The sequence below is a fragment of the Rhizobium sp. SG_E_25_P2 genome (assembly GCF_029892285.1).
Lineage (GTDB): Bacteria > Pseudomonadota > Alphaproteobacteria > Rhizobiales > Rhizobiaceae > Rhizobium_E.
The window spans coordinates 162,712-181,888 of the sequence record NZ_JARXVM010000003.1 but is presented as its reverse complement, the minus strand read 5'-3'; the positions used below and the strand labels follow the sequence as shown (position 1 = coordinate 181,888).

Sequence of the window (19,177 nt, the reverse complement as noted above, 5' to 3'; positions counted from 1 at the left end):
GTGGGTAGAACCCGCCTGCAACTCCGTTATCGATACACTCTGGCGCCATCTTTGCATACATGATTTCATTATTCATGTAGCCCAGAAAACGCTCATGGCGAACACTAGCCTCTCCCCCTCCCAGCACAGGCTGGAGCTCCGCGGCATCCGCAAGGCCTATCCGGCCGTCGTCGCCAATGATGATGTTCATCTCGTTGTCGCGCCCGGGGAAATCCACGCGGTGGTCGGCGAAAATGGCGCCGGCAAGTCGACGCTGATGAAAATCATCTACGGCATGGTGCGTCCGGACGCGGGCGACATGTTGTGGGACGGCCGTGAAGTGACGATCGCCAGTCCCGCCGATGCGCAACGACTGGGCATCGGCATGGTGTTCCAGCATTTCGCGCTGTTCGATACGCTGACGGTCGCCGAAAACATCGCGCTCGCTTTGCCCGGCAAGCCGGCGATCGGTCCGCTCTCCGTTCGGATCTCCGAAGTCGCTGCCCGCTATGGACTGCCGGTGGACCCGGCGCGCCATGTCCACACGATGTCGGTCGGCGAACGCCAACGCGTGGAAATCATCCGTGCGCTTCTGCAGAATCCGCGCTTGCTCATCCTTGACGAGCCGACCTCGGTGCTGACGCCGCAAGCCGTCGAAACCCTCTTCGTCACGCTTCGCAAGATCGCCGCCGAGGGCTGCAGCATTCTCTATATCAGCCATAAGCTCAATGAGATCCGCAACCTCTGCCACAAGGCGACTATCCTGCGGGGCGGCCGCGTCACCGGCGTCTGCGATCCGCGCCTGGAAACCCAAACCTCGATGGCCCGCCTGATGATCGGCGCCAATGTGCCGGAAACCGGCGCACGGCGTAAATTATCCCGGGGCGCTGTCCGGTTTGCGGTTTCGGATCTCAACCTGCCCTCCACCGATCCTTTCGGCACGACGCTCACAGCCGTGAGCCTCAGCGTGTATGGCGGCGAGATTTTCGGCATTGCCGGCGTTTCCGGCAACGGCCAGCAGGAATTGTTGGCCGCGCTATCAGGTGAAAGCCCCTTGAAGCAACCGGAGACGATCACGATCGACGGCCGCCCGGCCGGTCATCTCAACCCCGCGCAACGCCGGAAACTTGGGCTCTGTTCCGTTCCGGAAGACCGGCTGGGTCGGGGATCTGCGCCATCCTTGCCGCTCTTCGAAAACGTGTTGCTCACGGCCAACGGCAATGGGGCTGTTTCCGGCGGGTTGATCCGTTTCGACGTCATCAAGACCTTTGCGGAGCGCTGTATCCGCACCTTCGACGTCCGCACGCCCAACGCCCAAGCGGCGGCCGGCAGCCTGTCGGGAGGTAATCTGCAGAAGTTCATCATCGGCCGCGAGATCCTGCAGGAGCCCGGCGTTCTCGTCGTGGCGCAACCCACCTGGGGCGTCGATGTCGGCGCCGCCCAGGTGATCCGCCAGGCGCTTCTCGACCTCCGCGACCGTGGGGCGGCGATCGTCGTGATCTCGGAGGAACTCGACGAACTCTTCGATATGGCGGACCGGATCGCCGTGCTCGCCGCAGGCCATCTAACCGAAGCGGCGCCGGTGGATGAGGTCAGTCGCGACGAGATCGGGCTGGCCATGGCGGGACCGCAATCCGCACAGGAGGTTGCTTATGCGCTTTGAAGCCCGCCCCAAACCCTCGCGCACCATGCTGGTGTTGTCGCCGCTGATCTCGCTGTCGCTGACCTCGCTCGTCGCCATGACGATTTTCGCCGCCGCCGGGCTCAATCCGCTCGACGCCTTCGTCACCTTTCTGACGGCGCCGCTCGCCGATCTCTATGGGCTGGGCGAACTGCTGATCAAGGCGGCGCCGCTTGTGCTGATCGGCGTCGGCCTGGCGATAGGGTTCAAGGCAGGCGTCTGGAATATCGGCGCAGAGGGCCAGTTGACGGTCGGCGTCGTTTTCAGCGGCTATGTCGCCCTGAAGTTCGGCCCCGGCGGTGGCGCATGGGTGCTGCCGGCAATGCTGCTCGCAGGCGCTGTGGGCGGAATGATCTGGGCGGGAATTCCTGCGGCTCTGCGCATCCGCTTCAACGCCAGCGAGATTCTCGTCAGTCTGATGCTGAACTATGTCGCGGCTCTCTTGCTGTCGTTCTTGATCTTCGGCCCCTGGCGCGATCCGGCCGGCTTCAATTTCCCCCAATCGGAACCACTCGCGCCGGCCGCTCTGTTTCCAATTCTGATTGAGGATACGCGCGCGAATATCAGCGTTCTGTTCGCGCTTGTCGCAGTGGCGGCCGGCTGGCTGTTCATGGCGCGGAGCTTTTCCGGATTTCAGCTCAAGGTCACAGGTCTGTCGCAGGGTGCGGCTCGATATGCCGGCTTCAGCGTCAGCAAACCGGTATGGATCGGCATGCTGGCCGGCGGAGCGGCGGCAGGCGTCGCCGGCGTCGGCGAGATCGCCGGCCCCTTGGGCCAGATCTTCCCGACGGCGTCGCCCGGCTACGGTTACGCAGCCATCATCGTCGCCTATCTCGGTCGCCTTCATCCGCTCGGCATTCTGCTTTCTGGGTTGCTGATGGCGCTCTTGTACCTCGCCGGCGACCTCGCGCAGATGTCGCTCGGCATGCCCTCCTCGATCACGGGCCTTCTGCAGAGCGTGCTGCTCTTCCTCCTGCTGACGACGGATGTCTTCATCCACTACCGCATCCGCTTTCAGGCAACAAAACGCGCCGTCGCGACGACGCGGAAGGGAGTTTCGTGATGGATCAGCTTTTTCCGATCGTCATCGCCACGCTGGTGGCGGGCACGCCGCTGGTCTATGCGGCGCTGGGCGAAGTCGTGGTCGAGCGTTCCGGCGTGCTCAACATGGGTGTTGAGGGCATGATGGTCATCGGCGCCATCGCCGCCTTCATCACCATGATGGCGACATCCAACATGGCGCTCGCCATCATCGCCGCGATGGCGGCGGCCATGCTTCTCGCGCTCATGTTCGCGGTGCTGGCCATCAGCTTCCGGGCCAATCAGGTCGCCGTGGGGCTCGCGCTCACCATTTTCGGCACGAGCCTCGGTTCCTTTATAGGCAAGCCTTATATCGGCATGGCGATCGTCGTCGAACCCTCGGCGATGAGCCGGATCCTCGGCCAGATCCCGATGATCGGTTTCCTGCTCGAACAGCTGCATCCGCTGGTCTGGATCTCCTGGCTGTTTTTCGCCGGCGTCTGGTATTTCCTGGAGCGCAGCCGGGCGGGCCTTGTTGTCAAGGCCGTCGGAGAAAGCCCGGTAGCGGCCCATGCGCTGGGCTACAATGTCAACCGCATCCGCTATCTCGCAACGCTGTTCGGCGGCGCGGCGTCGGGTGTGGCCGGAGCCTATATCTCCATCGTCTACACCTCGCTGTGGACGGAGGGCCTGATCGCCGGCCGCGGCTGGATCGCCGTGGCTCTGGTGGTCTTCGCCACCTGGCGTTCGGGCCGATGCTTTCTCGGCGCTTATCTGTTCGGCGGCGCCACCATCGCGCAGCTTTTCGCCCAGAGCGCCGGTATCGGCCTGCCGTCGGAACTGATGAGCGCCCTGCCCTATCTCGTGACGATCCTCGTGCTCGTGCTGATTTCAAGAAACGCCGCGCTGATGCGCCTGAGCGTGCCCGCTTCCCTTGGCAAGCCGTTCGCGGCCGAGGGCTGAGAAGACCGACCGCCTAAAACCAAACCAGAAGGGGAACTATCATGACTGCATTCTCCAGACGAGACTTCCTGAAAACCACCGCCGCCGCCACGGTGGCGGTCGGGGCCGGCAGCCGGCCGCTATTCGCCAGCGAGGAACCCTTGAAGGTGGGGGTCATTCACATGGGCGCGATCTCCGATACGGGTTGGGAATATTTCCAGGCCCAGGCCTGGCGTTCACTCGAAAAGGAATTCGGCGACAAGGTGAAGGTGACGGTGCTCGAAAACATCACCCAGATCCAGGATTGCGAACGGCTGTTCCGCCAGCTTTCCGCCCAGGGCAACAAATTGATCTTCGGCACCACTTTTTCGCAATACGCCTCCTTGAAGAAACTCGCGCCAATGCTGCCGAAATCGCATTTCGAATGCTGCGCGGGCATCGAGGCGGGCGACAATCTCGGCGTCTTCGAGGCCCGCCACTATGAGGGCACCTATCTTACCGGCATCGCCGCCGGCCGTATGACGAAGACAAACGTGCTCGGCTGGGTCGGCGCCTTTCCCGTGCCTCAGGTCATCTATAGCCTGAACGCCTTCCTGCTCGGCGCCCGCTCTGTTAATCCCGACGTGACGCTGAAGGTCGTCTGGGCCAATGCCTGGGTCGATCCGGGCAAGGAAAAGGACGCCGTCGCGGCGCTGATCGCCCAGGGCGCGGACGTTCTCTCCGGCAGCCCGAACACGCCGGTGCAGGGATTGGCCGCCGAGGAGAAGGGCGTATGGTCGATCGGCTCGACAGGCGACTTCTCGGCCTATGTCAAGAAGAAGCAGCTGGTCTCCTTCGAACTTGACTGGAGCGCCGCCCATATCGGCGCGGCCAAGGCGGTGATGGCGGGCAACTGGAAGCCGGAAAGCCGTTGGCTCGGCCTGGGGCCCGGCGGTTACGTCAAGATGACCACGGCAAGCCCCGATTTGCCGGAATCGGTCGCCAAGGAAATGAAGGCGGCCGAAGAGGCGATCATTGCCGGCAAGCTGAAGCCATTTACCGGCGAGATCAAGGATCAGAACGGCGTCGTCAAGGTCGCCAAGGGCCAGGAAATGGCCGACGCCGACATCAAGGGCATGACCTGGTTGATCGAAGGCGTGCAGGGCACCCTGCCGCAAAACTGAGCCAAGCGGGTGAAGGCGCGCGGCAGTCGCGGCTTCACCCCACCCCGCGCCCGTCCTCTTCCGGCGACGGGCTCGACGCATAACCGGGAACAGAGATGAGCCCGCAAAGAAAACCATGGATGGGAGACACAAGGTGACCGACACTCTTTTCATCAACGCCAGGCTTGCCGATGGCGCGCTTCACGACATCGCCGTTGAGGACGGCCGCATTGCCGCAATTACCCCCGCAGGCTCCGTTGCGGTGAAAAGCGGCAGCGTGGATATCGCCGGCGATCTGCTCGCGCCCAGCTTTGTCGAAGGGCATATCCATCTCGATACGAGCTTCTATGGCGACGCCTGGATTCCCCACAAACCCTGCACCAGCGAATTCGACGTGCATGAGCGCGTCGCCTTCCAGGCCGAGAACATGGCGGCGGCCGCGCCGATAGACAAGCGCGCGCGCGACCAGCTCGATCTCTGCATCGCCCAGGGCTCCGTGCAGATGCGCAGTCATGTGATGGTGGACGGCTCTGTCGGCCTGACCTCGCTGGAGACGATCCTCCGCGTTCGCGAGGACTACAAGGACATCATCGACATCCAGCTGGTCGCCTTTCCGCAAAGCGGAATTCTCAAAAGCCCGGGAACGCCGGAACTGCTGGACGCCGCGATCGGGCTCGGCGCCGATCTGGTCGGGGGACTTGATCCGCTGTCTTTCGACCGCGATATCAAGGGCCATCTCGATGTCGTGTTCGGCATCGCCGAAAAGCGCGGCGTCGATGTCGACATTCATCTCCACGACGCCGGAACCCTGGGCGCCATGACGATTGAAGACATATGCGCCCGAACCACGGCCTTGGGCATGCAGGGACATGTCGCGGTCAGCCATGCCTACGGCCTCGGCGATCTCTCCATGGACGCCGCGCGCAAGATCGCCGGCCTCCTCGCCAGAAGCGGCGTGTCGATCATGACCAACGCGCCCGGCAATCATAACTTCCCTCCGGTCGCCCTGTTGCGGGCCGCTGGCGTCACGGTGTTCTCCGGCAGCGACAATATCCGCGACTCCTGGTGGCCCTTTGGCGATGGCGATATGTTGCGCCGTGCGGAAATCATCGCTTACCGATCCGGCTTCTTCACGGATGCGGAACTGAATGCCGCCTTCGATGTGGTGACTATTGGCGGCGCAAAGGCGCTTCGGCTCGAAGGTTACGGCATCGAGGTGGGCGCCAAGGCCGATTTTGTCACGCTGGCCGCCCAACATACGCCCGAGGCCGTCGTGGCTTTCCCGAAACCACGCCGGGTGTTCAAGAGCGGGCGGCTCGTGGCGGAAAACGGGGCGGTCATCCGGCAATGACGGCCGCATCGCGACAGACGGCAACAGCCAACGCCCAGGGATCTCGCGGCATGGTGACCACGCCGCATTGGCTGGCGAGCCATGCCGGAGCGAAAGTGCTTGCCCGTGGCGGCAACGCCATCGAGGCGCTGGTTGCGGCGGGAGCGGCCTTGTCCGTGGTCTACCCGCATTTCTGCGGGCTCGGCGGCGACGCGGTCTGGATGGTGTCGGATGAGCAGGGACAGGCGACCAGCTTTCTCGGCATCGGCCAGGCGGCGATCAGCGCCGCGCCGGCGGGCTCTATACCTGTCAGGGGACCAGCGTCAACCCTGACAACCGCCGCTTTCGTGGACAGTTGGGATGCGCTGCTCGCCTACTCGATGAAAAACTGGAACGGCATTGAGAGCCTACCTAATCTTCTCGCCGACGCCATCGACTTTGCGGAAAATGGCTTTGACGTCAGCCCGTCGCAGACCTTCTGGTTCGATTTTCGCGCGCGGGAAATGGCGGATTGGCCCGGCTTTGCCGATGTATTTCGGCGCCAGGGCCGGCAGCGGCAGCCGGCGCTCGCCCGCAGTCTCCAGGCGATCGCAACCTATGGGGCGCGGGAGTTTTATGAAGGCGCGCTTGCGGCGCGCATCGTGCGCGGCCTCGCCGCAGCAGGCTCACCGATCGGGTTGGCCGATCTCGCGGCAACCCGGACGCGCGCAGCGAAGCCCATCGCTCTCGACTACGGCGACACCACGCTTCTCGCACCGCCGCCGCCGACGCAAGGCGTAACGACGCTCGGCATTATGGGCGTGCTGAAGGGGCTGAACGTGAGCACCCTGCCGCCGGATAGTCCGGCCTACTACCACGCCTTGGTCGAAGCGGTGAAGCAAGCTTTTCTCGACCGGCATCTCATCGCCGATCCAGACTTCACCGGGGATGCGTCTGCAACACTGCTCGATCCCGCGCGGCTTGCCGCGAAGGCGGCGGCGATCGATCCATCCGCCGCTCTGGCTTGGCCGCAGGTTTACAGGAATGGTGACACGGCGCTTTTGGCGGCGGTCGATTCCGCCGGGCGCGCCGCATGCGTCCTGCAAAGTCTCTATTTCGACTGGGGCAGCGGCGTGGTCGCGGGCGACACCGGTATACTCTGGCAGAATCGCGGCGCCGCCTTCAGCGCCGATCCTGCCCATCTCAACGGCTATCAACCCGGCAAGCGGCCCTTCTATACGCTGAACCCCGGACTGGCGCTGAAGGACGGTCGGCCGCATATGGTCTATGGGACGCAAGGGGCCGATGGCCAGCCGCAGACGCTGTCGCTTCTCCTCAGCCTGCTGATCGACCACGGGCTCGATCCGCTGGCGGCGCTGAGCCAGCCGCGCTTCCTGCTCGGAAGAACCTTTTCGGACAGCCGGGACACGCTCAAGATGGAGGACCATATCGGCGCCGCCTGCCTGTCCGTTTTGACGGATCTCGGCCACGAGGTCAGCGCCATCTCGTCGTTCAGCCCGCTCGGCGGACAGGCGGGCGTGATCCATATCGCAGCGGATGGCGTTATTTCGGCGGCGCATGATCCGCGCAGCGACGGCGGAGCGATCGGACTATGACTGCAGCGAATGACGAGCCTTTCGATCTGGTGATCCGCAATGTCCGCGTCGCTTCAGGAGAAGCGCCGGTGGACATTGCTGTGCGCAGCGGGCGGATCGCGGCGATGGAAAACAACTTTCGCTGCGACGCCATCGATGAGGTGGACGGGCGCGGATATCTCGCCTTTCCCGGCTTTGTGGACAGCCACATCCATCTCGACAAAGCCTGCATCCTCGACCGTTGCAGCATCTGCGAGGGCACACTGGCCGAGGCCGTGCGGGAGACTGCGAAGGCCAAGGCGACGTTTCAGGAAAACGACGTCTATGCCCGCGCGTCCGGCGTCGTCGAAAGGGCGATCGCCCATGGCACGGTGCGGATGCGGACCTTCGTCGAAATAGACCCGCGCGCCGGCTTCCGCTCATTTGCAGCCATCAAGCGCATCCGGGAAGATTATGCTTTCGCCGTAGACATCGAGATCTGCGCCTTTGCGCAGGAGGGGCTGACGCAGGAGCCTGAGACGCTGGCCATGCTGGACGCCGCATTGTCGGACGGCGCCGATCTCATCGGCGGCTGCCCTTATGTCGACCCTGACCCAGAGGCGCATATCGAGGCGATCTTTGCGCTCGCAATCAAGCATGACGTCGCTGTCGACTTCCATCTCGACTTCAGCCTTGATCCCGCGCTCACCCACCTGCCTCAGGTGATCACGGCCACGCGCAAACATGGCTGGCAGGGTCGCGTGGCGATCGGCCATGTCACCAATCTCTCCGCCCTCGGCGTAGCAGACATCGACGAGATCGCCGATCAACTTGCAGAAAGCGGCATTGCCCTCACCGTTCTGCCGGCCACCGATCTGTTCCTCAACGGCCGCAGCCATGATCGCCTGGTTCCGCGCGGCGTGGCGCCCGCCCATCGTCTGGCGAGACGGGGCGTCGTCACTTCGATCGCCACCAACAATGTGCTGAACCCCTTCACGCCCTATGGCGACGCCTCGTTGATGCGAATGGCCAATCTCTACGCCAATGTCGCCCAACTCGCAGGCGACGAGGATATTGCCGAGGTCTTCGCCATGGTGGGGGCCTCCGCCGCCCGCCAACTCGGCAAGCCCCACGGGCTGTCGGTCGGCCAACCCGCGACGATCGTGCTGCTGGACGCCAAGGACGGAGTATCGGCGGTGCGCGAAGTCGCCCGCGTCGTCGCCGGCTGGAAGGATGGGCGACAGAGCTTCGACAATGGTCGCCCCCGTATCTTGAGGCCGAACGGAAGGATAGAAAGACATGATATCTGAAACGGGTCAGCGTTGGTGCGGGTATGAGAAAATGTGCGGAAATAGGGCTTTGATGGGCCGATTATTTGGTTGCTGCCGTCGTGGCTTGGCAACGAACCGATTTCGGGCGTCCGCAGGCAAGCATTCGGTTGAGGATGGGCGCGCCGATCGAGGCTTCAGTCTGTTGAGCGAGGAATGACCGAGCGCCAAGCCGCGGACCGATCACGCCCTTGTTTCGACCCATCAAGGTTTCAATCAAAGCTCTTTCGCCATAGCCGGCGGATGCCTGCCATTTCAGCCGACCATCTGCCAGTATGGATGATGCTATGTGGTCCCTGCTCCGACGCGGCGTGGCGCCCAAGATCATAACGGCTCGGCGCATGGCGAGCGGAGCCTTGCCTCATCGTTTCATCAGCATGAAGGTCCTGTCGATTACGCCGACAAGATGGTAGCCCATCGAGAATGCATCCTGCAATTCCCACCTCAGCCTGCCGAGGTCTTCCAGAAGCTCGTTCTCGGATCGCCCCTCCATTTCTGCTTTGACCGTGTGCACGAGCAAAGCCCCTTCGTGGCCGCCGTCCATGCGCGCGCCTTGGGCCCGCTGGACCACGATCGGATCATCGAGCCGCCAATCAAGAAGAAGGCGATCGGAAGGCAGCCCTTTGTTGATGCCGCCCATTTCGCCATAGTAATCGACGAGATAGGCGCAGGATCGGCCACCGAGCCGATTCAGATTGAGGCGCGCATTGGTGATGCGCAGGGGGTCGAACGTCCAGCGCACATGGTTGATGCCGCGGGCCAGGCACCAGTCACGTTGAAACCATTTGAGATCGGCGCCGAGCCCCCTGCCCCGCATATCCGGCGCGACCGCCAGGCGATGGGAATGCTGGACGCCCGGGTCACGGGTCGGAAAGCCGAAGACATAGCCGACCAGGCGACTATCCAGGAAAGCGCCGGCCACCAGCCCACCCTCTTCCTGAATGACCATCATCAGATCGGCGGGATCAGGCGTGTCGCCGCGGCCCCAGACTTCCGTTTGCAGCCCTTCCGCCTTGCGGAATTCTGCAATACCCCTGAGCTCTCGAATGTGGATTTCCGTCATGCCGTAAAGCTTTCCCGGCTGATCGTCACATGCGCGAGGAAATCCTCATCGAGCGTGACACCGATGCCGCTTCCTTGCGGCACAGGCATTCGACCATCCACCGCCTCCAGCCGCTGCTCGACGATGTCGCGCTGGAAGTAGCGGCTCGCGGACGAGGTGTCCCCGGGCTTCCGGAAGTTCGACAATGTCGACAGATGAATGTTGTGGGCGCGACCCACGCCGCTTTCGAGCATGCCGCCGCACCAGACCGGAACGGAAAAGACCTCGCTGAGATCATGGATCCGCAGGGAATTCACATAGCCGCCGGAGCGGCCGACCTTGATATTGATGACGCGCGCCGCATCCGATTGCAGCGCTTTGCGCGCATCCTCGGGGCTTCGAATGCTCTCATCCAGGCAGATCGGGGTTTTCAGACGTTTCTGCAGCACCGCGTGATCGTGAATGTCATTCCAGGCAAGCGGCTGTTCGATGTAATCGAGATCAAATTCATCGAGTCGCGCCAGCAGCGAACTGTCGGCAATCGAATAGGCGCTGTTGGCGTCCGCCGTCAGATGGATATGCGGAAAACGCGCGCGCACCACCCTGACAATATCGAGGTCGTGTCCCGGCTTGATCTTGAGCTTGATGCGCTTGTAGCCCTCCGCGACATAGGTCGCGACACGGTCGATTGTTTCCTCAACCGAGGCGATCCCGAGCGAAACGCCCACATCCACGGCGTCAGCACTTCCCCCGAGAACGGTCTTCAGCGGCAGAGACAGAGTTTTCGCCCAGAGATCCCAGAACGCCATCTCGACCATCGCCTTGGTCATGAAATTTCCCCGCCACGGCGCAAGCAGGCCGTGAAGAGCCTGGGGATTGTCGAAGCTTTTCCCAAGGATTTGAGGAAGGAGAACAGTTCGCGTGAGGTCCATCGCCCCCGACACCGTCTCTTCGAGATAGTCCGGCAAAGGATCCATGACGCCTTCTGCATATCCCTCAAGGCCATCGGCGTGCAGGGTCAGAAGCGGAAACACCTTCTCGTACAAAGTCCCCGTCGAGATTGTGAACGGCGTGAGCAGGGCAAGACGGACAAGGCGGAGTTCCGCGCCGTCGATCCGCAACGGCGCGCGCGTCTGCGCGTCGATCACTCCCTTGGTCATATGCCTGCCTCCCGACGTTCTCTTTCCTCGCAACCTAAGTTGATTTCAGTTTTCTTGCAAGATTGACCGCTTGAAAGAATTCTGTCAGTCTTCCTTTCAATAAAGGGGATTGGGATGTCTGGACAGGACGGGGAGCAGCAGCACGGCGACGCGAAAGGCCCAATGGGCGACCTTCGCCAGCGGCTGCAACAGCAGGCCGCGTCCGGCACGCCTGCCGAGCGCGCCATCGCCTCCTATCTTCTTTCCAATCTCCAGTCCCTGCCGTTCGAAACTGCCGCGACCGTCGCGGCCAAGATCGGGGTGTCGGAAGCTTCGATCGGCCGCTTCTGCCGGACCATCGACTACAGAAGTTTCAAGGATCTGAAGGGCGGGCTGCAGCAGGATCTCGGCGACCAGCCCTGGCTGATCGGCGATCGGCTTCAGGATTTCCACCGCCGCAGCCAATCCGGACAAGGCGAACTGTCTCGGGCGCTGGAGAAGGAGATGGCGGCCCTCGTGGCGGTCTACGAGATCGCCGCGACGCCCGAATTCGACCTGGCCGTGAAACGGCTCGCGCGCCGCCAGAACGTATTCGTCGCCGGTTTCCAGACCGAACGTGGGCATGCCGCCGAACTCGTGCACAATCTTCAATATCTTCGGCCGGGCGTACAGCTCGCCGATGTCGCCGGCGGGCATTTTGCGGAAGTCCTGTTGTCCCCACCCGACAACACGACGCTCGTCCTGATCGACGGCCGCCGGTATTCGCGGCTGACGCGCGATCTCGCCGCCGCCGCCCATGCCGCCGGCATTCCGGTCAGCCTGATCACCGATCCCTATTGCGATTGGGCGGCTGGGATCGTCGACGAGATCTTCGCCGTGCCCACTGACCTCAACCATTTCTGGGACACGACCTCGGCCATGTCCTCGCTGATCGGACTTCTGGTCAACGGGGTGTTCAACGAACTGGGCGCCGAGGTCGAGGAGCGCATGGCCCGCATATCCGCCCATTATGACGATTTCATCGGCCATACCGGCCAGTTTGACCGCCAACGTCGCTGAAATCGATGAACTGACAAAAACAAAAACCTGCAGAGAGGACCGAAATGACCAGCCTGAACATTCGCAAATCCATCATGGCCGCAGGTATCAGCCTTGCGGCGCTTTTCGCCGCCGCGGGCCCGTCCCTGGCGCAGGAAGCAGTCTTCGTCATGGCGACGAATGAGGTCGGTTCGCCGACCTATAACCCAGTCACGGCCGCAAATCTGAGCATCGGCGCCACGCTGATTTTCGACCGTCTGGTCGCCCAGGACGCGGATCTGTCCTTCCATCCCTGGCTGGCGGAAAGCTGGGAAGAAGCGCCCGACGGCATGTCCTGGGTCTTCAACCTCAAGAAGGGCGTGACGTTTCACAATGGCGAGCCCTTCAACGCCCAGACCGTGGTGAAGTGGCTGCAGCTCTTCAAGGCGTCCGAAAACGCCTACATGACGGAAGCGATCAAGACGGTCGAAGTGGTCGACGACGCGACCGTGAAATTCGTCATGTCTCGTCCAGAACCGAACCTGCTTTACAACTTTTCTTCGAGCTATCTGTCGGTCATCGAACCCAAGTCCTATGAGGCTCTGGGCGACAATTACGGCGTGACCGAGGTTTATGGCACCGGCCCCTTCAAGCTCGAAAGCTTCACGATCGGCCAGGAAACCGTTCTTGTCCGCAACGAAGACTATGCCTGGGCGTCTTCGCTCGCCAAGAACCGGGGCAAGGCCAAGATCGCCAAGCTCACTCTGCGCGAAATCCCCGAGGATTCCACCGCCTTCCTCGAACTGAAATCCGGCGGCGTGGACATGCTGCTCAGCGTTCCCACCGATTTTCTTGGCGAGGTCAAGAAGGAGGAGAACCTGAAGGTGGTCACACTGGCCGGCCAGGACGTGGCTTACATGCCGATCAACGTGACCACGGAGCCCTTCACCGACATCAAGGTCCGTGAAGCCGCCGCCAAGGCGATCAACCAGAAAGAGATCCTGGACTCCGTCTATGGCGGCGTCGGCGAAGTGGCCAACACCTTCCTGATCTCGGCCCTACCGGAATCCAACGTCGATCCGAAATACAAGATCTCCTACGATCCGGAGCGCTCCAAGGCGCTGCTTGACGAGGCTGGCTGGAAGATGGGCGCCGATGGTGTCCGCGAAAAGGATGGAAAGCCGCTGCGCGTGTCCTTGTGGACCCAAAGCGACTCGAGCTTCCGCCGCTTGACCGAGGTCGTCCAGGCTGAACTCAAGGCAGTCGGCATCGACAGCGAAATCACCACCTTCGACAGCTCCGCGATCCGCGACCAGTACAAGAGCGGCAAGCAGCAGCTCGCAGTGCGTTCCTATAACTGGGACAATGCCGACATCGTCGACTGGTTCTTCGGCGGCGATCGTCTGGGTTATCCGAACATCTCCATGTTCAACGACCCCAAGGCCGAGGAACTGCGCAAGCGGGCGATGAGCGGCTCCAAGAACATGGCGGAACGGGTGAAGAACTTCACCGCCTATCACGAATATGTCCTGTCGCAGTTCCCGATGGCGCCGATCTATCAGCCGGTCAATTCCGTCGCTTACAACAAGGACCGCCTCGTGTTGCCGGCGGAAATCCACGCGCCAACGGTCGGCGCCACCGTGATCATGGATATGGAAATCAAGGAATAAGACGCCGCCGCGAGGGATACCGCAACCATGTTGGCCTATGCGCTTCGACGCGTGCTGATGCTCGTCCCCGTGTTCCTCGCGGTGTCCGTCGTCATTTTCCTGATTTTGCATTTCATCCCGGGCGATCCGATCGACAATCTGCTCAAAGTGGGCGCCCCGCCCGAGCAGCGCGCCGAGATGATGGCCCGCTATGGACTGGACCGGCCACTGCCGGTCCAGTACGCAATCTGGCTCGGCAAGCTGATGACCGGGGATCTGGGAACTGCGATCGTCGCCCGAAGACCGGTCGCCGATCTCATCGCCCAGGCCCTTCCGCATTCTCTCCTGCTCGGAGGACTTGCGCTGGCGTTCTCGTCGTTGGTCGGGATCATGCTCGGCGTGATCGCCGCCTTGCAGAAGGATCGCCTGCTGGACCGCCTCGTCATGGGCGGCGTCCTCTTTGGATCGATGTTGCCGAGCTTCTGGCTCGGTCTCCTGCTCATTCTCGCATTTTCCGTGGGGCTTGGTTGGTTCCCCGTATCAGGCGCACGGACCTGGTCGTCGCTCGTGCTGCCGGTGCTGACCATCGGCTTCGGCGGCACGGCGCTGGTGGCCCGCATCACCAGAATATCGATGATCGACATCGCCTCGCGCGACTTCGTGCTGCTGTTGCACGCCAAGGGGCTGTCGCCGTTCGAGATTCAGATCCGTCACGTGCTCCGGCACGCGCTCATTCCCGTCGTGACCATTCTGGCGCTGCGTATCGGCTGGATTCTCGGAGGCGCGGTTACCGTCGAGGTTGTCTTCGCCAGGCCTGGCCTCGGGACTCTGCTGATCAAGGCACTCAGTCAACATGATTATCCGGTGGTTCAGGCAAGCCTTCTCATGCTCGCCATGGCCGTCATGCTTGGAACATTGCTGGGAGATCTCTTGCAGGCGGCGATGGATCCGCGCGTTCGGGGGGCCTTGGCATGACGCGGTCAAACACCTTGGGCGGCATTCGCCTGCCAAGTCTCGCGCTGTTGAGGCGGGCCGTCTCCAGGCCTTCGGGAGCGCTTGCCGGCGGCTGGCTTTTGCTGGTCATCGCCGGCGCCGTGCTCGGCCCGATCCTCAGCCCCTACGCCTATGATGCGCAGGTTCTCAAGGAGGCCTTCAGTTCACCCTCGGCGGCGCATCTCCTGGGAACGGACGAATTTGGCCGTGACCTCCTCACCCGCCTCCTCCAGGGCGCGCGCACCTCGCTGACCGTTAGCAGCATCTCGATCCTGATTTCTGTTCTGGCGGGCCTGACCATCGGGGCTGCGGCGGGCTATTTCGGCGGCCTGTTCGATCGCATCGTCACCGCCGTCGTCGACCTGAGCTGGTCGTTTCCGGAAATCCTGATCGCGCTCATTCTCGTGGCGATCATCGGGCCGGGCGTCAGCGGCACGATGGCGGCCATCGCCGTCGCCTATCTCGCCCAGTTCGCCCGGCTGGCGCGCGCGCAGATCATGACCTTGAAGGGGGAGACCTATGTCGAGGCCGCCCGCAGCCTCGGCGCTGGTCATAGTCATCTTCTGTTTCGCCATCTCATTCCCAACGCCCTCGCCCCGGTGCTTGTCAGCGCCATGCTGGCCACCGGCGATGCGATCATCCTCGAAGCGACACTCGGCTTCTTCGGGCTCGGCGCGCAGCCGCCCATGCCGAGCTGGGGCTCGATGATGTCTTCGGGTTCAGCGCTGCTGTTCAAGGCTCCCTGGATCATCATTTTTCCCGGACTTGCCGTAGCGTCCACGGTCATCGCCATCAACCTGTTCGGAGATGGGCTGATTGCGGCCCTTGACATTCGCGACCCCCGCCGGAGCGAGACATGAGCGCGCTTCTCAATCTGCAATCCCTCTCCGTCAGCATCGGCGACACGTCGCTTCTGGAGGATGTGAGCTTCACGCTGGAACGGGGCCAGATCCTCGGCCTCGTCGGCGAAAGCGGCTCGGGCAAGTCTTTGACCGCGTTGACCATCACAGGCCTTCTGCCGCTGATCGGCGGGCGGATCACGGATGGGCGCATCCTGTTCGACGGGGTCGACATCTCACGTCTCAGCGAGACGGATCGCCGGAAACTGCGCGGCGGGCGGATCGGCTTCGTCATGCAGAACCCGATGACGGCGCTCGATCCGGTCCAGCGGATCGGCGAGCAGATCGATGTGGTGTCGCGCCTGCACCTCAACCTCTCCCGCAAGGACGCGCGCGCCCGCACGCTCGACCTGATGGCGCAGTTGCGCATTCCAGAAGCAGGCGCGGTCGCCGACGCCTATCCGCATCAGCTGTCCGGGGGCATGAAGCAGCGCATCGTGATCGCCATGGCGCTGGCGGGCGATCCGGATCTCATCGTGGCGGATGAACCCACTACCGCGCTTGATGTGACCGTGCAGGCGCAGATCATCCAGATCCTCACCACGCTCGTACGCGAACGCGGGCTGGCGCTGCTGCTGATCACCCATGACATGGGCGTCGTCGCCCAGGCCTGCGATCGCGTCGCCGTTCTCTATGCCGGACGGCTGGCCGAGGAGCGCGCCGTCGATCCGCTGTTTAGGAGCCCGGCGCATCCCTACACCAAAGCGCTCATCGGCTGCATACCGCGTGAGGATCTGGACGCCGGCGAACTCCACGGCATCCGTGGCTCGGTGCCGAACGCGGCGAATTTTCCACCCGGCTGCCGTTTTCATCCCCGTTGCGACAACGCCATGGATATCTGTCGGACGACCCTGCCGCTGATCGCTCCTCTCGCGCAGGACGGGGCCGTGGCCTGTCACCTCGCCGAGGGAGGCCCGACATGACCCAGCCTTTACTGTCGATCCGCGGCCTGACCAAGCGCTTCGCCACCGGCGGCGGCTGGTTTGCCCGACCGCGCGACATGACAGCCGTGCGCAATGTCGACCTGACCGTCGAACGCGGCGACGTGGTCGGGATCGTCGGCGAATCCGGTTGCGGCAAGTCAACGCTCGCGCGGCTGATCATGCGCCTGATCGAGCCGACGGAAGGAGACGTCGCCCTTGACGGGATCAGCCTTGGCAGTCTCGACCAACGCGCACTCCAGGCCGCCAGGCGACGCATGACCATGGTGTTCCAGGACCCCTATTCTTCCCTGGATCCGCGTCTCACCATTGCCGAGAGCATCGCGGAACCCTTCCGCATCCAGTCGCGGGCGGTTTCACACGAGGAGATCGGCCGGATTCTCGAAAGCGTCAGCCTGCCGGCGTCGACTGCGAAGCGCCATCCCCATCATTTGTCCGGCGGACAGCGCCAGCGGGTCGGCATCGCCAGGGCGTTGGCGCTCAATCCCGATCTCGTCATTCTCGATGAGCCCACAGCCTCGCTGGATGTCTCGATCCAGGCGCAGATCATCGAACTCCTGGCGTCGCTGCGGAACCGCCTGGGGCTCACTTATCTGTTCATCTCTCACGATCTCGGCCTGGTCCGCTATTTCTGCAACCGGATCGTCGTCATGTATCTCGGCTCCGTCGTCGAAGTGCTGTCGGACCCCAAGGCCAAGCCGCGGCATCCCTATACCCGCGCCTTGATGGATTCGAGCTTTGCGCCCGATCCCTCCCTGCGCCGGACGATCGCGCCGCTCTCCGGCGAGATCCCCTCCCCCTTCAATCTGCCGGCGGGCTGCGCCTTTGCCGCCCGGTGCAACCGCGTGACCGAGGCCTGCCGCAGCAAAAGACCAAACCTCGAACTGCTGGAAGACGGACACGCCGTCGCCTGCGTCCACCCGCTCTGATCGCCCCCAAGGGATCCGCCATGACCTTTCGCATTCTCACTGCCGACTTCGTCCATGAAAGCAACACCTTCAAGAAAGGCGCGACGGATCTCGAGACCTTTAGACGCGAAACGCTCGATATCGGCGATGTCGCCGTCAAGAGGTTCGGCGATGTCAATGCTGAGATCGCCGGGTTCTTCGATATCGGGCGCGAGGCGGGATGGAGCATCCGCCATGTCGTATCGGCGCATGCGACGCCGGGCGCCCGGGTGTCGCGCGAGGCCTTCGATCATATCGCCGGTCTGATCTGCGATGCCGCCCGCGAGGAAGGCGATGGCCTCGATGGGATCCTGCTCTGTCTGCACGGTTCAATGGTTCCGGACTTCTGCGAGGATGGCGAGGGCGAACTGTTGAGCCGGCTCCGAGCCATCGTCGGCCCGGATCTGCCAATCGCCGTGACGCTCGATCTCCACGCCATGGCCACCCCGCTGATGATCCGCCAGGCGGAGATCTTCGTTTCCTACAAGACCTATCCGCATGTCGACATGCGCGACATCGGCCGTCACGCGGCCAGACTGCTGAAGGAGACGCTGACGGGAAAGATCAGGCCGCAGACGTTGCGCGTTCACATCCCCATGCTCGACGAAGCCAATGCCGGACGCACAGACGTTCCGGAAACCAAGGCCCTTTACGACCGGGCCCGCCTGCACGAAGAGGAGGCCGGCATCCTCGCTGTCTCCATCAATGCCGGTTTCGCCGAAGCCGACATCGAGGAAGCCGGCGCCACCGTGCTCGTCACCTATGACGAGACCACGGCAGGTGCGAAAGAACGGGCCGCAGTGATCGCCGAGGGTCTGGCGGAGACCATCTGGAACCAGCGCGGCCAGGTCGCCAACGATTTCCTCACGCCTGAACAGGCGGCCATCATTGCCCGCGACTTTCCTCTTTCGGACCGGCCGCTCGTCATCGCCGACTATGCCGACAATCCCGGCGCTGGCGCCTATGGCGACGCCACGGCGCTACTCGAAGCGCTGCTGGCGGCGGGCGCGACAGAGGGCGGCTTCGCCCCGATGATCGATCCCGAAGCAGCGCGTCTTCTGCAACAGCATCGCGAGGGAGAGACCGTCACGATCGCGCTCGGCGGCAAGGTCGACCCGACATTCGGCGGCGGGCCTTTGACGCTGACGGGAGAAATCATCCGTCTGTCTGACGGCGTCTATACGGGTGATGGCCCCATCCTAGGCGGGATCACCCACACATTCGGTCCGACCGCTGTCTTCCGGGTCGGCGGCATCGATATCCTCGTGGTCAGCATTCCCGGCCAGATGCTCGACCTCCAACAGGTGCGCGCCTTTGGCATCGAACCGACCCGGCTGCGGTTCCTCGTGGTGAAGTCGATGCAGCATTTCCGCGCCGCTTTCGAACCCATCTCCGCCAAAGTGATCGTCTGCGACTGCGGCGCTCTCGCGACCCCACGGGCGGAGCTGCGCCCCTACATACGCGTCCGCCGGCCGATCTGGCCTTTGGACAGACAGGTCAGACATGAACGATTAATTTCAGACAGATAGCAGAAACCCGTCAATTCTGATGGGCACTGGCATGCTGCAAAATTTC

The 19,177-nt window shown here is 62.9% G+C and carries 16 protein-coding genes and 1 pseudogene; 14 read left to right on the top strand and 3 right to left on the bottom strand.

The window, feature by feature from the left end; all coding sequences use genetic code 11:
* Positions 1-94 precede the first annotated feature (94 nt).
* The 7 genes from M2360_RS06785 to M2360_RS06755 all read left to right on the top strand — a co-directional run bounded on the left by M2360_RS06785 (position 95) and on the right by M2360_RS06755 (position 8,957).
* Entirely contained in the window at positions 95-1,642 is a 1,548-nt protein-coding gene (locus tag M2360_RS06785) for an ABC transporter ATP-binding protein (protein WP_280773857.1), read from the top strand.
* A complete protein-coding gene (locus M2360_RS06780) occupies positions 1,626-2,723 on the top strand; it encodes an ABC transporter permease (RefSeq protein WP_280773855.1) in 1,098 nt (365 codons plus the stop codon). The genes M2360_RS06785 and M2360_RS06780 overlap by 17 nt, the downstream gene beginning before the upstream one ends.
* Positions 2,723-3,643: an ABC transporter permease gene (locus M2360_RS06775; RefSeq protein ID WP_280773854.1), complete on the top strand. Its 921-nt coding sequence runs from the start codon at positions 2,723-2,725 to the stop codon at positions 3,641-3,643. Before M2360_RS06780 ends, M2360_RS06775 begins: the two co-directional genes overlap by 1 nt.
* Before the next feature lie 41 nt (positions 3,644-3,684).
* The gene (locus M2360_RS06770; RefSeq protein WP_280773852.1) at positions 3,685-4,785 is read left to right on the top strand and encodes a BMP family ABC transporter substrate-binding protein; all 1,101 of its coding nucleotides are present in this window, start codon (positions 3,685-3,687) and stop codon (positions 4,783-4,785) included.
* 133 nt (positions 4,786-4,918) lie between these two features.
* Positions 4,919-6,115 (top strand): amidohydrolase family protein, encoded by a 1,197-nt coding sequence (locus M2360_RS06765; protein WP_280773851.1) that lies wholly within the window; start codon positions 4,919-4,921, stop codon positions 6,113-6,115.
* Positions 6,112-7,689 carry a gamma-glutamyltransferase gene (locus tag M2360_RS06760; protein WP_280773849.1) on the top strand — a complete coding sequence of 526 codons (1,578 nt, stop codon included), beginning with the start codon at positions 6,112-6,114 and terminating at the stop codon, positions 7,687-7,689. The genes M2360_RS06765 and M2360_RS06760 overlap by 4 nt, the downstream gene beginning before the upstream one ends.
* The gene (locus tag M2360_RS06755) at positions 7,686-8,957 is read left to right on the top strand and encodes an amidohydrolase family protein (RefSeq protein WP_280773848.1); all 1,272 of its coding nucleotides are present in this window, start codon (positions 7,686-7,688) and stop codon (positions 8,955-8,957) included. Before M2360_RS06760 ends, M2360_RS06755 begins: the two co-directional genes overlap by 4 nt.
* Positions 8,958-9,018: 61 nt before the next feature.
* Here the strand turns inward: M2360_RS06755 and M2360_RS06750 are convergent.
* The 3 genes and pseudogenes from M2360_RS06750 to menC all read right to left on the bottom strand — a co-directional run.
* Positions 9,019-9,258 (bottom strand): annotated as a pseudogene (locus M2360_RS06750) (IS5/IS1182 family transposase); the annotation flags it as partial.
* 78 nt (positions 9,259-9,336) lie between these two features.
* The gene (locus tag M2360_RS06745) at positions 9,337-10,038 is read right to left on the bottom strand and encodes a GNAT family N-acetyltransferase (protein WP_280773847.1); all 702 of its coding nucleotides are present in this window, start codon (positions 10,036-10,038) and stop codon (positions 9,337-9,339) included.
* Positions 10,035-11,177: an o-succinylbenzoate synthase gene (menC, locus tag M2360_RS06740; RefSeq protein ID WP_280773845.1), complete on the bottom strand. Its 1,143-nt coding sequence runs from the start codon at positions 11,175-11,177 to the stop codon at positions 10,035-10,037. Before menC ends, M2360_RS06745 begins: the two co-directional genes overlap by 4 nt.
* A 114-nt stretch (positions 11,178-11,291) precedes the next feature.
* Between menC and M2360_RS06735 the strand changes: the two genes are divergently transcribed.
* Genes M2360_RS06735 through M2360_RS06705 form a run of 7 tightly spaced genes read left to right on the top strand, consistent with a single transcriptional unit; the run spans position 11,292 to position 19,131 of the window.
* Complete coding sequence (locus M2360_RS06735) at positions 11,292-12,215, top strand: MurR/RpiR family transcriptional regulator (RefSeq protein ID WP_280773844.1); 924 nt, start codon at positions 11,292-11,294, stop codon at positions 12,213-12,215.
* A gap of 44 nt (positions 12,216-12,259) precedes the next feature.
* Entirely contained in the window at positions 12,260-13,843 is a 1,584-nt protein-coding gene (locus M2360_RS06730; RefSeq protein WP_280773843.1) for an ABC transporter substrate-binding protein, read from the top strand.
* A gap of 27 nt (positions 13,844-13,870) precedes the next feature.
* Positions 13,871-14,797 (top strand): ABC transporter permease, encoded by a 927-nt coding sequence (locus M2360_RS06725; RefSeq protein WP_280773842.1) that lies wholly within the window; start codon positions 13,871-13,873, stop codon positions 14,795-14,797.
* Positions 14,794-15,675 (top strand): ABC transporter permease, encoded by an 882-nt coding sequence (locus M2360_RS06720; RefSeq protein ID WP_280773841.1) that lies wholly within the window; start codon positions 14,794-14,796, stop codon positions 15,673-15,675. Before M2360_RS06725 ends, M2360_RS06720 begins: the two co-directional genes overlap by 4 nt.
* Entirely contained in the window at positions 15,672-16,637 is a 966-nt protein-coding gene (locus M2360_RS06715; protein ID WP_280773840.1) for an ABC transporter ATP-binding protein, read from the top strand. Before M2360_RS06720 ends, M2360_RS06715 begins: the two co-directional genes overlap by 4 nt.
* On the top strand, positions 16,634-17,584 hold the full coding sequence (locus M2360_RS06710) for an ABC transporter ATP-binding protein (protein WP_280773839.1): 951 nt from the start codon (positions 16,634-16,636) through the stop codon (positions 17,582-17,584). Before M2360_RS06715 ends, M2360_RS06710 begins: the two co-directional genes overlap by 4 nt.
* Positions 17,585-17,604: 20 nt before the next feature.
* Positions 17,605-19,131, top strand: coding sequence for a M81 family metallopeptidase (locus M2360_RS06705; RefSeq protein ID WP_280773837.1), 1,527 nt, complete (start codon positions 17,605-17,607; stop codon positions 19,129-19,131).
* Positions 19,132-19,177 lie beyond the last annotated feature (46 nt).

Coding starts and splice junctions, on each gene's coding strand:
- M2360_RS06730 (WP_280773843.1), top strand. CDS start 12,260: ATGACCAGCCTGAACATTCGCAAATCCATCATGGCCGCAGGTATCAGC.
- M2360_RS06710 (WP_280773839.1), top strand. CDS start 16,634: ATGACCCAGCCTTTACTGTCGATCCGCGGCCTGACCAAGCGCTTCGCC.
- M2360_RS06755 (WP_280773848.1), top strand. CDS start 7,686: ATGACTGCAGCGAATGACGAGCCTTTCGATCTGGTGATCCGCAATGTC.
- M2360_RS06770 (WP_280773852.1), top strand. CDS start 3,685: ATGACTGCATTCTCCAGACGAGACTTCCTGAAAACCACCGCCGCCGCC.
- M2360_RS06745 (WP_280773847.1), bottom strand. CDS start 10,038: ATGACGGAAATCCACATTCGAGAGCTCAGGGGTATTGCAGAATTCCGC.
- M2360_RS06715 (WP_280773840.1), top strand. CDS start 15,672: ATGAGCGCGCTTCTCAATCTGCAATCCCTCTCCGTCAGCATCGGCGAC.
- M2360_RS06775 (WP_280773854.1), top strand. CDS start 2,723: ATGGATCAGCTTTTTCCGATCGTCATCGCCACGCTGGTGGCGGGCACG.
- M2360_RS06735 (WP_280773844.1), top strand. CDS start 11,292: ATGTCTGGACAGGACGGGGAGCAGCAGCACGGCGACGCGAAAGGCCCA.
- M2360_RS06785 (WP_280773857.1), top strand. CDS start 95: ATGGCGAACACTAGCCTCTCCCCCTCCCAGCACAGGCTGGAGCTCCGC.
- M2360_RS06725 (WP_280773842.1), top strand. CDS start 13,871: ATGTTGGCCTATGCGCTTCGACGCGTGCTGATGCTCGTCCCCGTGTTC.
- M2360_RS06720 (WP_280773841.1), top strand. CDS start 14,794: ATGACGCGGTCAAACACCTTGGGCGGCATTCGCCTGCCAAGTCTCGCG.
- M2360_RS06760 (WP_280773849.1), top strand. CDS start 6,112: ATGACGGCCGCATCGCGACAGACGGCAACAGCCAACGCCCAGGGATCT.
- M2360_RS06705 (WP_280773837.1), top strand. CDS start 17,605: ATGACCTTTCGCATTCTCACTGCCGACTTCGTCCATGAAAGCAACACC.
- menC (WP_280773845.1), bottom strand. CDS start 11,177: ATGACCAAGGGAGTGATCGACGCGCAGACGCGCGCGCCGTTGCGGATC.